Source organism: Phytohabitans houttuyneae (assembly GCF_011764425.1).
Lineage (GTDB): Bacteria > Actinomycetota > Actinomycetes > Mycobacteriales > Micromonosporaceae > Phytohabitans > Phytohabitans houttuyneae.
In genome coordinates, this window is sequence record NZ_BLPF01000002.1 from 1,222,866 (window position 1) to 1,236,065 (window position 13,200).

Consider the following 13,200-nt stretch of genomic DNA (forward strand, 5'->3'; position numbering starts at 1 on the left):
CGTCCCGGCGACGGCGCAGCGCCGTACCATCCCTACATGGGGCAAGTTGATCTAGCCGGGCGGATCGCGGTCGTGACCGGCGCCGCGTCCGGCATCGGTGCCGCGTGTGCCCAGGCCCTGTCCGCCGCCGGCGCGCGGGTGGTGCTGATGGATCGCGACGAGCGGGTACACGACGTCGCGGGCGAGCTGGGCGGGTCGGGCGAGGCGATCGTCGCGGACCTCACCGACCTGGCCCGCCTCGCCGAGCTCGACCTGTCGGCGGACATCTTCGTCAACAACGCCGGCATCCAGCACGTCGCGCCGGTCGAGGAGTTTCCCCCGGAGATGTTCCACCGCATGCTCGCGCTGATGGTGGAGGCACCCTTCCTGCTCGTCCGGCGGCTCCTGCCCGGCATGTACGAGCGGGGGTGGGGGCGCATCGTCCACATCTCGTCCGTGCACGGGCTGCGCGCCTCGGCGTACAAGAGCGCGTACGTGACCGCCAAGCACGGCATCGAGGGGCTGTCCAAGGTGCTCGCGCTGGAGGGCGGACCGCGCGGGGTCACGTCGAACACCATCTGCCCCGCGTACGTGCGCACCCCGCTGGTGGAGAACCAGATCGTGGCCCAGGCGCGGACGCACGGCATCCCGGAGTCCGAGGTGGTCGAGAAGATCATGCTGACCGAGCCGGCCATCAAGCGGCTGATCGAACCCGCGGAGGTCGCCGAGGCGGTGCGGTACCTGTGCTCCGACGCCGCCTCGTTCGTCAACGGCACGTCGCTGGTGCTCGACGGCGGTTGGACGGCCCGATGAGGTACCGCCGGATCACGGTGCCGGCCGACGGCGGTGACCTGACCGTCGGGCTGTGGGGCGACGGCGCTCCGGTCCGCCTGGCCGTGCACGGCATCACCGCCTCGCACCTGGCGTGGGCCGTGGTCGCCGACCGGCTCGGTGGTGCCGGCACCCTGGCCGCGCCCGACCTGCGGGGTCGGGGTGGCAGCGCGGGGCTGCCCGGGCCGTACGGCATGCGGCGGCACGCGGCGGACTGCGTGGCCGTGCTGGACGCGCTCGGCGTCTCCAGCACCGTCGTGACCGGACACTCGATGGGCGGTTTCGTCGCGCTGGTGCTCGCCGACCTGTACCCGGAGCGGGTCAGCCGGCTGGTGCTGGTGGACGGCGGACCGCCGCTGCCGCCACCGCGGGCGGGCACGCCCGAGGAACAGCTGGAAGCCGCGCTCGGTGCGGCCGCGCGGCGGCTGAGCATGCGCTTCGCCGACCGGGCCGCGTACCACGAGTTCTGGCGGCAGCATCCCGCGTTCCGCACCTGGTCGGCCGCGATGGAGTCCTATGTGGACTACGACCTCACCGGCGTGGAGCCCGAGCTGCGCAGCCGCGTGTCAGCCGAGGCGATGCGGCAGGACTACCTCGACCTGAACTTTGGCGAGTCGCCGGCGGAGGCGTGGCGGCGGCTTGAGCGTCCCGCCGTGTTCCTGCGCGCCGAACGCGGGATGTTCGACGAGCCGGCACCCCTCTACCCGGACCCGGAGGCGATCGCGGGCCGGATCCCGCTGCGCACGCTCGCGGGCACCAACCACTACACCATCCTGCTCGACGACCCGGGCGCCACCGAGGTCGCCGCCGCCCTCGCAGATCCTGGAGCGAACTGACATGTCCACAGTGCTGCCCGGCCTGTCCGCCCGGCGGGTACCCACCGCGCGCCTGATCGTCAACCTCCTCGCGGTCGACGGCCGCACCGGCCCGCCCGTGCTGTTCGTGCACGGCAACGTCTCGTCCAGCCTGTTCTGGCAGCCGACCATGCTGGCGTTGCCCGAGCGGTACCGGCCGCTCGCGCTGGACCTGCGCGGCTTCGGCGACACGGACGCCGCGCCGGTGGACGCCACCCGGGGCTTGCGGGACTTCGCGGACGACGTGGCCGCGCTGGTGCAGGCGCTCGACCTGCCGCCGGCGCACCTGGTGGGCTGGAGCATGGGCGGGGGAGTGGTCCTGCAGTACATGCTCGACCACCCGGACAGGGTCGCGTCGGTGACCCTCGTCAACCCGGTCTCGCCGTACGGCTTCGGCGGCACCCGCGGCGTGGACGGCGAACTGGTCGCGCCGGACGGTACCGGCTCCGGCGGCGGTGCGGCCAACCCGGACTTCGTCGCGCGGCTGGTCGCCGGCGACCGCGGCGAGGACTCCCCGCTCTCACCGCGCCAGGTGCTGCTCGCGCACTACGTCAAGCGGCCGCTGGTGCCCGACCTCGTCGACGTGTACGTCGAGTCGATGCTGTCCACTGTGGTCGGAGACGACAACTATCCCGGTACCGGCAGGCCCAGCGACACCTGGCCGGGCTTCGCGCCGGGCGACCGCGGCGTGCTGAACACGATGGCCCCCACCCACCTGCGGCTGGACGGCCTGCCCGGGGTGGACCCCAAGCCGCCCGTACTGTGGATCCGCGGCGCGCACGACGTCATCGTGTCCGACACCTCGCTGTACGACCTGGCGTACCTGGGCTCGATCGGCGCGATCCCGGGCTGGCCGGGGGTCGAGGCCTGCCCGCCCCAGCCGATGGTCGCGCAGACCCGCGCGGTGCTGGACCGGTACGCGGCCGCCGGCGGCCGGTACGACGAAGTGGTGGTCGCGGACGCGGCGCACTCCCCGCACCTCGACCGGCCGGAGGAGTTTCTGGCCGCGCTGGTCGGCCACCTGGACGGCGCCTGAACGTGACGGTCCGGCCCAGGACAACTGCGTCCTGGGCCGGAGTCGCGTCGCGAGCTGTCGTACCGATCAGGAGAAGACCACGTCACTGCACCACATGTAGGCCTGGTCGAGGTGCGAGGCCTGCCAGATGACGAAGAGGATGTGGTGTCCGGTGTAGCCGGAGGTGGAGACGTTGAACGAGATGTTCTGTGACGGCGCGTAGCGTCCGGTCTGCGTGATGAAGTCGAGGTTTCCCCATCCGAGGCTCTGGGTGGTGGGGTTGTACCCGTTCTTGCTCACGTAGACGCGGAAGTAGTCGGCGCCGTGGCTTGCCTGGTCGTACAGCTGGACGGTGAAGTTCCGGCTGATGTTGGTCGTCTTCCAGGCGCCGGGCTGGTTCAGGGAGTTGTTCCTGGACAGGCCGTTGCTGCACAGCTGGCCGTCAGGAGTCCGGGCCTGGAACTGGCCGCCGAGGCCGTCCCGCAGCGCGCTCATCCAGTTCCACATGGTGTCGGGGTTGGCCTGGAAGGCGCGGTAACACATGGGGTCCTGCGTCTGCATGGCCGGGTTCATGTGCTGGCTTCCCCACGTCTTCCAGCACTGGTAGGCGCGGGTCTGCGGGTTGATGATCGTGCCGTGGGCCTGGGCTGGCGTGGCCCACGGCAGCAGGCCGACCATCACGGCGAGCAGCAGGACGAGGGCCCGGATGGGCTGGCGGAGGGCTGACCGGGATCGACCGCCGGATTGATCGGGCTGGTGGGAACGCACTGTTACATCCTCCGTTCTTCGGCGCAAAGATCAGTTTGGGAGCGCTTCCAGAACGAGTGTCGCATTCACAATGATAGATATCAAGGGCTATCTATGTGGGACGAGATGGTGCGTCGAGCTGCAGACTGTCCATGTCGGACAGTTCACGTTATCACTTAGAGAGATCGTTTTCTCGACGGCCGTGGTCACGGGTGTGTGGCGCGTACCCAACCTCGGGCCGCAGGCGCGGATCGTGAAGGTCCGCGCGGACTGACCACCGCCGGCCGGCGCCGTTCAGGCCGGCGGGATCGCGACCCGGTCACACAGCGCGACCAGGCCGTCGCGGTCGAGGCCGGTGCCGCGGGCGTGTTCGCGGGCGAAGCCGCCGGCACCGAGGGCGGCGCGCGCGGCCGCGGCGGTGCGGGCGGTCATCGCGACGGTCGGCTCCGGAAACGGGCGGCGCCGCAGCCCCTGGCCGGCGCCGAGCAGCGCGGCCGCCGCCGTCGGGTCGCGCCGGACCAGGTACCAGGCGTGCGTCACCAGGGCCTGCGCCACCTCGTCACGGTCGCGGCTGGTGTGGTCGAGACCGACCGGCAGCGCACGGGCCAGCGTGTCCCGCGCCACGGCGAGCTCGCCCGCGGCGTGCTGGATGACGCTGCGCCGCAGGTCAAGGACGGCTTCGATGCGCCGGTCGTCGCCCTCGGTGCCGAGTAGCTGGGCGGCGTGCTCGGCCACCGGCAGCGCCCGCGCCGGGCCGGCGGTGTGCAGCAGGGCCAGGGCGCGAGTGCTCTCGGCGAGCGCGGCCAGCCGGGGAAACCCGCCGGCCAGCAGCAGGGGTACCGCCTCGCCGGCCCAGCGCTCCGCCTTGTCGGCGTGCCCCTGCTCGTAGCTGACCTCGGCGAGGTTGAACCAGGTGCGGCCCAGCTCGACCGGGCCGGCCCGGCCGCGCCGCTTCGCCTCCAGGGCGGCGCGCAGCTGCCGTTCGGCGTCCCGCAGGCGGCCGCGCTCCACCGACACCGCGGAGAGGTTGTTCAGCACGCGGCCGACCAGCAGGATGTCGCCGGCCCGCCGCGCGTCGATCAGCGCGGCCCGCAGGTGGATCCGGCCACCGAAGGCGTCGCCCTGCTCGGTCACGGCCTGGGCGAGCAGCATGTGCGCCGTGGCGCGGGCGGTGTGGTCGTCGCCGCCGGGCGCGTGCAGCACCCGGGTGCCCAGCCGCGCGGCGGCGTGCAGGTCACCGCGCAGGGCGGCGAGCTGCCCGGCCCGTACCCAGGCGACGGCCGGACCCGCGGCCGCGACCCGGCCGAGCAGCTCCTCGCCCTCGACAAGCCGGCCCGTGGTCTCGTAGTACCGGTAGATCGCAGTCGTCGCCGCCCCGTCGAGCAGGTCCACCTGGTGCCGCACCGCCCAGCCGATCGCGGCGCGGACGTTGGCGGCGTCGCGGTCGCCGAGCGGCCGGCCGGTGCCGTCGCTGCCCTCGCGCAGGCGCGCCAGGTAGCGCAGCGCCACCGCGCGGGCGACCCGTTCGCCGTCGGGAGCGGCGCCGAGCCGTTCGCCGGCGAGCTCGGCCATCGCGTCGGGCAGCTTGTACCGGGTGGCGAACTCCTCGGTCCCGTCGCCGGCCGGGATCGCGCGCACGAGGTTGATGTCGACAAGCTCGGTGAGCGCGGTCAGCAGCCAGTCCCGGTCGCGGCCCAGCGCGCCGGCGACCGCCTCGACGTCGTCGAGCCGCACGCCGCAGGCGAACGCGCCCAACCACGTGTACAGCGTGCGCGCGTCTTCGGCCACCACCTCGATGCTGGCCTCGATGGCCGCGCGCAGCGACCGGTGCCGGACGGGCAGGTCTCGCATACCGCCGGTCAGCACCTGCAGCTGCTGGTCGAGCCGCTCGGCCAGCTCGACCGGGTGCAGCAGCCGGACCCGCGCGGCCGCCAGCTCGATCGCCAAAGGGAGGTGCTCCACGCGCCGGCAGATCGCCGCGACGGCCTCGGCCGTACCGCCGGCGTCGAGCGTGAGGTGCGGGCTCACCGCCGCCGCCCGCCGGGTGAACAGCGCCGCGGCCGCGTCCGGCGCGAGCGGCCCGAGCGGTACGACGCGCTCATCGCGCACCTGCAGGGGCCGCTGGCTGGCGACCACCAGCGTGAGCCCGGGGCACCGGCGCAGGAACGCGGTGAGGTCCGGCGCGGCGGCCACGAGCTGTTCGAACCGGTCCAGCAGGAGCACCACGCGCCGGTCCCGCAGGTGGGCTGCGGCGCGGTCGACCGGCGGCAGCCGCGACACCCCGGAGTCCAGCGCGGCGGCGACCAGCTCGCCGACGAGCTCGGGCTCGCGCACCGAGGACAGGTCCAGCGTCCGTACCTCCAGGTCGGTGCGGCGAGCCAGCACGTGGCCGAGCTCGGCCACGATCCGCGACTTGCCGACGCCGGCCGGCCCGGTCACCGTGACGAGGCGGTACCGCGTGCCGGTCGCGAGGTCGACGAGCGCGCGCAGCTCGCCGTCCCGCCCGACCAGGTCGCCGGGAGTCGGCGTGGCGTCGACGGTGGCCGCGGGTGCCGGGGTGGCGGTGCGGGCCGTCGCGAGGAAGGCGCGCAGGTCGTCACCGTCGAGGGCGAGCGCGGCGGCGACCGCGCGGGCCGAGTGCCATCGGGGCGTCCGGGCGCCCCGCTCCAGGTCGCGCAGCGCCCGCTCGCTGAGCCCGGAGCGGCTGGCCAGCTCCTTCTGCGGCAGCCCGGCGGCGAGCCGGTGCCGGAACAACAGTTCGGCGAACGCGGTCACGGCCCACAACCTAAGGCGCCGCGCCACCCGCCTGGGCTGATACATCGACAACCCGACACGCCACGCCTCCCACGAGGACCTCCGGCCCATGCGGACCCGGGCTGGCCGAGGCGGTGATGGTGGCCGGGTGGCTGAGGGCGTCGCCCATGTCGACGCTGATGCCGCTGATGCCGCGCCCGGCCAGGTGGGCGGCGAGGCAGGCGGTGCTGTTGGCGTTCGCGATGTCCTCGGGCACGCCGATCGAGGGGGCGAACATGCGGGCCACCAGCCGGCCGCCGGCCACCGGTGCGGAATGGACGTAGCAGCCGAGCAGGCCGAGCCGGTCGCAGGCCGCGCGGAGCCGGTCGAGGTCGGGGGCGAGGGCCGCGACGGCGTGCGGCGAAATCAGCGGTACCAGCATCCGGGGGCGGCCGATCGACGCGACGCGCACGCCCTCGGCGAGCCGGTCGGTGCCCGCGCCGAGGGCGTCGAGCACGAGGCGGACACCGGCGGGGGAGGGCTCGCTGAGCGTGACCGGGCCGGGGTCGAAGGCGGCGTGTACGTGGCGCCCCTCCCGCACCGCCCGGCCGGTGAAGGTGCGGCCGGAGGCGCGGAGCGTGAACTCGTGCGCGTCGCCGCCGGCCCGGTCGGCGAGGAACGCGATGGCCGCGACCGTGCCGTGCCCGCAGGCGGGCAGCTCACCGCCAGCGGTGAAGAAACGCAGGTCCACAATGGACTCGTCGGCGGTGGTTGTGACGAAGACGGCGTGCGAGGTGCCGTGCAGGACCGGAATGCGCCGCCGCTGCGCCTCGCTCAGCGCGGCCGGGTCCGCGTCTTCGACGATCGCCGTGGGGCTGCCGCCGCGGCCGTCGCGCAGGCAGGCGTTCACGATCCGGGCCACGCCGCTCAGGCTACGCCGACGGCCTGCCCCCCGACGGAGGAGGCAGGCCGCGACCCGGTACCGCGCGGGTCAGCCCCAGCGCATCGTGTTGTAGAGCGAGAAGACCTCGTTGCCGAAGTACGGCGAGTAGATCCGCGTCGGGTCCAGTGTCACCTTGTACGAGTTGTTGCCGTTGATCCAGCCGTTCCAGCCGTTGAACCACCCCAGCCAGGGGCCGCCGCTGGAGCCGCCGTTCATGTTGCACATCATGCCGATGCCCGGGTGGTGGTTGTCGAAGGCCGACCCGTGGCAGTAGCGCAGGATCTGGCCGTTGAACGGGTACTCACCGGGGTAGCCGAAGTTGTGCACGTACTGGTTCGCCGGGTAGTTCCAGGCGATGCCCTGCGCACCGGTCACGTCGACGATGTTCTGACCCCACCCGTTGCGGGCCACCTGCACGGCGCCGAAGTCGAAGTTGTGGTTGCTGTCATTGATCCACTTCGACCAGGTGCCCTTCCAGATGGCGTGCCAGACGCCGAAGTTCCAGTCGGTGCCGTTGTGGTAGTGCGGCTTGAAGACCCAGTTCTCGTGCCACTTCTTGTTCTTTCCACCGTGGACGCAGTGCCCCGCGGTCCACACGAGGTTGCGGCCCTCGGAGTCCACCACCGCCGCCGAGCAGGTCTTGTCCTTCTTCGCGACCACGTCGTAGAAGAAGACCCGCCCGACCGTGGTCGCCGGCGCGTCGCCACGCCACGGCCACGGCGCGGCCGAGTCGCCGATCGCCGACTCCTCCGGCGCGCGGCTGCCGGGACGCGTGTCCCGCGGGGTCACCATGCCCGGCTCGCCGACCGTCGGCCGCTCCAGGCGTTCGAGCTCTTCGCGGGTCAGCGCCGGCATCGCGACCGGCTCGGCCGCCGCCATCCGCTCCTCGGTCCAGTACGCCCGCAGCGCCGTGGCCGGGTCCGGCCCGAGCACCCGCGCATCCGGCGTCAGCTCCGCCTCGGCCTGTACCGGGCGGCCGGTGTCGGTGGGTGCGCTGCCGGCGAGGGCGGGCGCCGCTTGGGCACCGACCGCGACCGCGACGGCGATCGCGAGCAGCAGCGCTCCTCTCCTGTCTGTGAGTAGCAACGTTGGCTCCATTCCATCGATCCGTCCCGCACCACCCGGTGCGGACCTGGATAACGGTGCGGCCGGCGCTGCCGCCCTGAACCCGTCGCGGCACGGAACCTCCGGTGAGTTGCCGGTGCTGCCGGTGGGGGAGTCGGCTTCCCGATGTATCAGCTGCCGAGGCGTTCGCGAGGCGGGCTCCAGGGCGGTCAGGAAAGCTTCCTGTCTGGCCCCTCCCTCGGGGCCACGTCGCGAGAGCAGGGAGGCTGACCAGTGATCACGGTCGCTGATCGGGTTGTCGTGGGGTTCGGTGGAGACGGCGCCGGCGCCGCCGAGCTGTCCTGGGGGCAGATGGACATCTGGCAGGCGATGGTCCGCCAGGAGTCCTGGCTGCCCAACGGCGTGTGGCTGCCGCTGCCGGCCGGTACCACCGTCGAGGAGCTCGCCGACCGGCTGCGGTACGTGATGAGCCGGTACCCGACCGCGCGTACCCGGCTTTCGTTCGCGCTGGACGGCACGCCGAGGCAGGTGGTCTCCGCCGCGGGCGAGATCGCGCTGGAGGTGGTCGACGCCGGTGACGGCGATCCGGAGCAGGTCGCCGACGCGCTGCGGCTGCGGTACCAGCACACCGCGTACGACTTCACCGCCGACTGGCCGATCCGGATGGGCGCCGTCCGCAAGCACGGCGCGCTGACCCACCTCGTCATCGTGATGTGCCACCTGGTGGCCGACGGCGCCGGCGCGCTGGTGCTGTTCGAGGAGCTCGACGCGCGGTCGGCGGCGCCGGTGCCCGCCGCGCAGCCGCTGGAGCAGGCGCGCTGGCAGTCCTCACCGGCCGGGCGGAAACAGAACACGGCCGCGCTGCGGCACTGGGAGAGCGTCCTGCGCGCGATGCCGCCCCGCCAGTTTCCCGACTCGACAGACCCGCGCCAGCCGCGCCACTGGCGCGGCGAGTTCGTCTCGTACGCGCTGGGTCCCGCGCTCGCCGCGGTCCGCGCCCGCACCGGGGCCGCCGCGGCGCCGGCGCTGCTGGGCCTGTTCGCGGTCGCGCTGGCCAGGGTCACCGGCATCAACCCGGTGGCGGTACGGCCGATGGTGCACAACCGCTTCCGGCCCGGGCTGGACCGGGTGGTGTGCATGCTCGCGCAGTACGGGGTGTGCCTGCTCGACGTCGCCGGCGTCTCGCTCGCCGAGGCGGTCGACCGGGCCCAGCGGGCCTCCCTGACCAGCTACAAGAACGCCTACTACAACCCGGTGGAGCTGGAGGGCCTGGTACGCCGCGTCGTGGCCGAGCGCGGCGGCGAGCTGGAGCTGCCCTGCTACTTCAACGACCGCACGGTGCTCGCGAAGCCGGACGCGTCGGCGCCGGCGGTGCCGTTGCGGGAGGCGGTCGCGCAAGGCACGTTCCGCTGGACGACCCGCCAGGACACCCCGTTCGAGCCGCTGATCGTCCACGTGGACGACGTTCCCGGCGCGGTACAGGCGACGATGTTCATGGACACCCACGTGATCTCGCCGGCGGACGGGGAGGCGCTGCTGCGCGGCCTGGAGGCGGCGGCGGTGGAGGCGGCGCTGGACCCGGCCGCACCCACGGCCGTGCCACTCCACCCGCCAGCCGCCGTTGACGGTGCCGCTCCGGGTCAGGAGCGGTCGTCGACCCCGGCCGCGGGGCGGTAGCGGAGCCAGACCACGCCCGAGCGGTACACGGTGGACGCCACGAGCCGCAGGCGTACCGGACCGACGCCGTCGAAGATCCGCGGGCCCTCGGCCCAGATGTGCGGGTGGACCCAGAACCAGAACTCGTCGACGAGGCCTTGCCGGGTGAGGGTGTGCGCCAGCTCGCCGCAGCCGGAGACGATCAGGTTGCCGCGGTGCTCGGCCTTCAGCTTCGGGATGGCCTGGCCGAGGTCGCCTTCGATCAGGGTGGCGTTCCACTCCAGCGGGCCGGCCAGCGTGCGGGACGCGACGTACTTCGGCATGGTGTTGATCCGCTCGGCGTAGCGGCCCAGTGCGGGATCCGCGCCGAGGTGGGGCCAGACGGCGGCGAGCCCCTCGTACGTCTTGCGGCCGAGCACGATCGCGTCCGCGAGCACGAACTGTTCGAGGCCGGCGTCGCCGCTGTCGTTGTCCAGCTCCAGCCAGGCGTCCGGCGTCGGGGCCTCGAACGCGCCGTTGACGCTCATGGCGTCGTGGATGATGAGTTTGCTCATGACGCGACGGTATGGACGGCGTCGGGGCCGCCGCATCTGTCGATCGACCGGCGTCGCGCGGTGCCGTGAAGCCGGGATGAAGCCGCCGCCCGCCCGACAAACCGTAGGCTGACCGCGTGCTTGTGGGGCGGCTCGCCGAACGGTCGCGGCTGCATCGCCTGATCGGCGACGTGAAAGACGGCGGGAGTCGATCGCTGGTCGTCCGCGGCGAGGCGGGGATCGGCAAGACAGTGCTGCTCGACGACGCCGCACGCGTCGCCGAGGGGATGCGCGTGCTCCGCGTGGTCGGGACCGAGTCCGAGGCCGAGATCCCGTACGCCGGGCTGCACCTGCTGTTCGCGCGCTTCGCCGAGCACTTCGACAGCCTGCCCACCTCGCAGGCGCGGGCGCTGCGGGCGGCGCTGGGCGCCAGCTCCTCCTCCGGCGAGCGGCTGCTCGTGGGCGCCGCGGTCCTGACCCTGCTGTCCGAGCTGTCGCAGGACCGGCCGGTGCTGTGCCTGGTCGACGACGTGCACTGGTTCGACCAGTCGTCGATCGACGCGCTGCTGTTCGCGGTGCGCAGGCTGGACGCCGACCCGGTCGGGATGATCTTCGCGGTGCGGGACGGCGACCGGCCGTTTCCCGCCGCCGGGCTCGACAGCGTGACGCTGCGCCGTCTCGACCCGGCCGACTCCGCCCGCCTGCTGGCGAGCGTGCGGGCGCTGCCCGTCGACGTCGTCGAGCGGGTACTCGAAGAGTCCGCCGGCAACCCGCTGGCGATCGTGGAGCTGGCCGCCAGCGACGGCGAGGCGTACCGGTCGGCGCCGGTGGCGCCGCTGCCCGCGACCGGGCGGCTGGAGGAGCACTTCCGCGGCGTGGTCCGCGCGCTGCCGGAGCGCACCCGGCGGGCGTTGCTGCTCGCCGCGGCGGACGAGCGCCCGCTGCTGCGCTCCTTCGTGGACGCCGCCGCCCACCTGGGGCTTGACGCGTCCGACCTCGAGCCGGCCGAGCGGGGCCGGCTGGTGCAGGTCACGGCCGACACGGTGCGGTTCCGCCACCCGCTGATCCGGGCGTCGGCGTACCAGGACGCGCCCCTGGTCCAGCGCGTCGCCGCACATCGCGCGCTCGCGGAGACGCTCATCGGCCCCGGCGACGCGGACCGCCGGGCGTGGCACCTGGCCGCCGCCGCCACCGGGACCGACGACGTGGCCGCGTCCGAACTGGAACTCGCGGCGCGGCGGGCGGTCGAGCGCGGCGGCCCGGCCGGTGCGGTCCGGGCGCTGGAGCGGGCCGCGCAGCTGAGCGGCGAGTCAGCCGACCGGGCCCGCCGCCTGATCGGTGCCGCCCGCGCCGCCTACGACGCCGGCCAGCCCGAACGCGCCGCGCAGCTCGCGACCACCGGCAGGACGCTGACCAGACGGCCGGTGGAGCAGGCGGAGGCAAGCCTCGTCCTGGCCCAGGTGGCGTACGAGCGGGAGTCGCCCGCCGCGGCGAGCGCGCGCAGCCTCGACGCCGCGGCGCCCATCCTCACGATCGACGCGGAACGCGCGGCCGCGGCCCTCTTCGAGGCGACCTGGTGCGCGCGCGACGCCGCCGAGCCCGAACTGCTCGGCCGGTGCGCCGACCAGCTGCGGTCGGTGCGTGACGGTCCGGCGGTGACCTTCGACGCGCTGGTCGCCTTCACCGACCTGCTACGAGGCGACGTCGCCGCAGCGGTCGGTCCAATGCGGACACTGCTGCACGCCGCCGGTGACGGGCGGGTCGGCGGCACTGTGGAGGGCATGTTCGCCGGTTTCGCCGGCGTGTTGATCGGCGACGACGCGCCTGCACTGTCGCTTCTGGACGGTCAGGTGTCCGCGCTGCGCGGGCAGGGCGCGCTCGGCTGGTTGCCGTACGCACTCGAACCGCTCGCCTTCGCCCAGCTGGCCAACGGCCGGTTCCGCAACGCCGAGGCCAGCGTGGCGGAGGCGATGTTCCTGGCCGGCGAGCTCGGGCTAGGCATGCAGGTCGTGGTGCTCAGCTCCATCTCCGCCTGGCTCGCCGCGGTCCGTGGCGACGGCGCCGCCAGCCGGCAGCAGGCCGAGCGGGTGCTGACCGACACGCGAAACCACCGCATGGCAACGGCACAGGCGACGTGGGCGCTCGCGCTGCTGGACCTCACTGCCGGCGACCCGAGCGCCGCGCTGGACCGGCTGGAACAGGTCTGCCAGGGCCCGCCCGGCCGGGACGTGACGCGCCGCGCGGTCGCCGACCACGTCGAAGCCGCGGTGCGCACCGGCGACACCGACCGCGCGCGCACGCACCTGCCGTCGCTGGCCGAGTGGGCCAAGCACACCGCGAGCCCGGTGGGCCGCGCGCTCCTGCTGCGCTGTGAGGCGCTGCTGGCGCACGACACCGAGGCCGGACAGCGCTTCCAGGCGGCGCTGGAGGTCGACGGATGCTCGCCGTACGACATGGCGCGCACCCGGCTGGCGCACGGCCAGTGGCTGCGTCGCCATCGCCGCGCCACCGCGGCGCGCGCGCAGCTCACGCAGGCGCTCGAGCTGTTCGAACGGGCCGGCGCCCACGGGTGGCGGCAGTGCGTGCACGCCGAGTTCACCGCGCTGGGCGACCCGATCCCCGACGCGCACCAGGCCGGCGGCGGCGCCGGCCACCTCACCCCCAGGAGCTTGAGGTGGTACGCCGCGCCGCCGCCGGCCTCAGCAACCGTGAGATCGCCGCCGAGCTGTTCCTCAGCCCCCGCACCGTCGGCTACCACCTCTACAAGGCGTACCCGAAGCTGGGCGTCAGCCGGCGCGCGCAGCTGGGCCAGCTCGACCTGTGAGCGCCGGGGGTACCGGCGAG

The 13,200-nt window shown here is 73.8% G+C and carries 10 protein-coding genes and 1 pseudogene; 6 read left to right on the top strand and 5 right to left on the bottom strand.

Features of this window, described 5'->3' with window-relative positions; all coding sequences use genetic code 11:
• The first annotated feature begins 36 nt into the window (after positions 1–36).
• Genes Phou_RS29015 through Phou_RS29025 form a run of 3 tightly spaced genes read left to right on the top strand, consistent with a single transcriptional unit; the run spans position 37 to position 2,700 of the window.
• Positions 37–792 (top strand): 3-hydroxybutyrate dehydrogenase, encoded by a 756-nt coding sequence (locus Phou_RS29015; protein WP_173061520.1) that lies wholly within the window; start codon positions 37–39, stop codon positions 790–792.
• The gene (locus Phou_RS29020; RefSeq protein WP_173061523.1) at positions 789–1,646 is read left to right on the top strand and encodes an alpha/beta fold hydrolase; all 858 of its coding nucleotides are present in this window, start codon (positions 789–791) and stop codon (positions 1,644–1,646) included. The genes Phou_RS29015 and Phou_RS29020 overlap by 4 nt, the downstream gene beginning before the upstream one ends.
• A gap of 1 nt (position 1,647) precedes the next feature.
• The gene (locus tag Phou_RS29025; RefSeq protein ID WP_173061526.1) at positions 1,648–2,700 is read left to right on the top strand and encodes an alpha/beta hydrolase; all 1,053 of its coding nucleotides are present in this window, start codon (positions 1,648–1,650) and stop codon (positions 2,698–2,700) included.
• 66 nt (positions 2,701–2,766) lie between these two features.
• Here the strand turns inward: Phou_RS29025 and Phou_RS29030 are convergent, their stop codons facing one another.
• The 4 genes from Phou_RS29030 to Phou_RS29045 all read right to left on the bottom strand — a co-directional run bounded on the left by Phou_RS29030 (position 2,767) and on the right by Phou_RS29045 (position 8,188).
• Positions 2,767–3,447 (bottom strand): lytic polysaccharide monooxygenase auxiliary activity family 9 protein, encoded by a 681-nt coding sequence (locus tag Phou_RS29030; RefSeq protein ID WP_218579245.1) that lies wholly within the window; start codon positions 3,445–3,447, stop codon positions 2,767–2,769.
• 273 nt (positions 3,448–3,720) lie between these two features.
• On the bottom strand, positions 3,721–6,201 hold the full coding sequence (locus tag Phou_RS29035; RefSeq protein ID WP_173061529.1) for an ATP-binding protein: 2,481 nt from the start codon (positions 6,199–6,201) through the stop codon (positions 3,721–3,723).
• Between the two features lie 10 nt (positions 6,202–6,211).
• Positions 6,212–7,081, bottom strand: coding sequence for a PhzF family phenazine biosynthesis protein (locus tag Phou_RS29040; RefSeq protein WP_173061532.1), 870 nt, complete (start codon positions 7,079–7,081; stop codon positions 6,212–6,214).
• A gap of 69 nt (positions 7,082–7,150) precedes the next feature.
• On the bottom strand, positions 7,151–8,188 hold the full coding sequence (locus tag Phou_RS29045) for a trypsin-like serine peptidase (protein WP_173061535.1): 1,038 nt from the start codon (positions 8,186–8,188) through the stop codon (positions 7,151–7,153).
• Positions 8,189–8,440: 252 nt separating this feature from the next.
• On the opposite strand from Phou_RS29045, the gene Phou_RS29050 reads away from it, so the two are divergent.
• Positions 8,441–9,844: a condensation domain-containing protein gene (locus Phou_RS29050; RefSeq protein WP_173061538.1), complete on the top strand. Its 1,404-nt coding sequence runs from the start codon at positions 8,441–8,443 to the stop codon at positions 9,842–9,844.
• Here Phou_RS29050 and Phou_RS29055 read toward each other — a convergent pair.
• Positions 9,808–10,377 (bottom strand): dihydrofolate reductase family protein, encoded by a 570-nt coding sequence (locus tag Phou_RS29055; protein ID WP_173061541.1) that lies wholly within the window; start codon positions 10,375–10,377, stop codon positions 9,808–9,810. The genes Phou_RS29050 and Phou_RS29055 overlap by 37 nt on opposite strands.
• 122 nt (positions 10,378–10,499) lie before the next feature.
• Here Phou_RS29055 and Phou_RS53155 point away from each other — a divergent pair.
• Both Phou_RS53155 and Phou_RS29060 read left to right on the top strand, forming a co-directional pair.
• A pseudogene (locus tag Phou_RS53155) lies at positions 10,500–10,946 on the top strand (AAA family ATPase); the annotation flags it as partial.
• A 1,847-nt stretch (positions 10,947–12,793) separates the two neighbouring features.
• On the top strand, positions 12,794–13,180 hold the full coding sequence (locus Phou_RS29060) for a response regulator transcription factor (protein WP_173064699.1): 387 nt from the start codon (positions 12,794–12,796) through the stop codon (positions 13,178–13,180).
• Positions 13,181–13,200: the final 20 nt, after the last annotated feature.

Bases quoted from the DNA above. Each gene is read 5' to 3' on its own strand.
- Phou_RS29015 (WP_173061520.1), top strand. From the start codon at position 37: ATGGGGCAAGTTGATCTAGCCGGGCGGATCGCGGTCGTGACCGGCGCC.
- Phou_RS29020 (WP_173061523.1), top strand. From the start codon at position 789: ATGAGGTACCGCCGGATCACGGTGCCGGCCGACGGCGGTGACCTGACC.
- Phou_RS29025 (WP_173061526.1), top strand. From the start codon at position 1,648: ATGTCCACAGTGCTGCCCGGCCTGTCCGCCCGGCGGGTACCCACCGCG.
- Phou_RS29055 (WP_173061541.1), bottom strand. From the start codon at position 10,377: ATGAGCAAACTCATCATCCACGACGCCATGAGCGTCAACGGCGCGTTC.
- Phou_RS29060 (WP_173064699.1), top strand. From the start codon at position 12,794: ATGCTCGCCGTACGACATGGCGCGCACCCGGCTGGCGCACGGCCAGTG.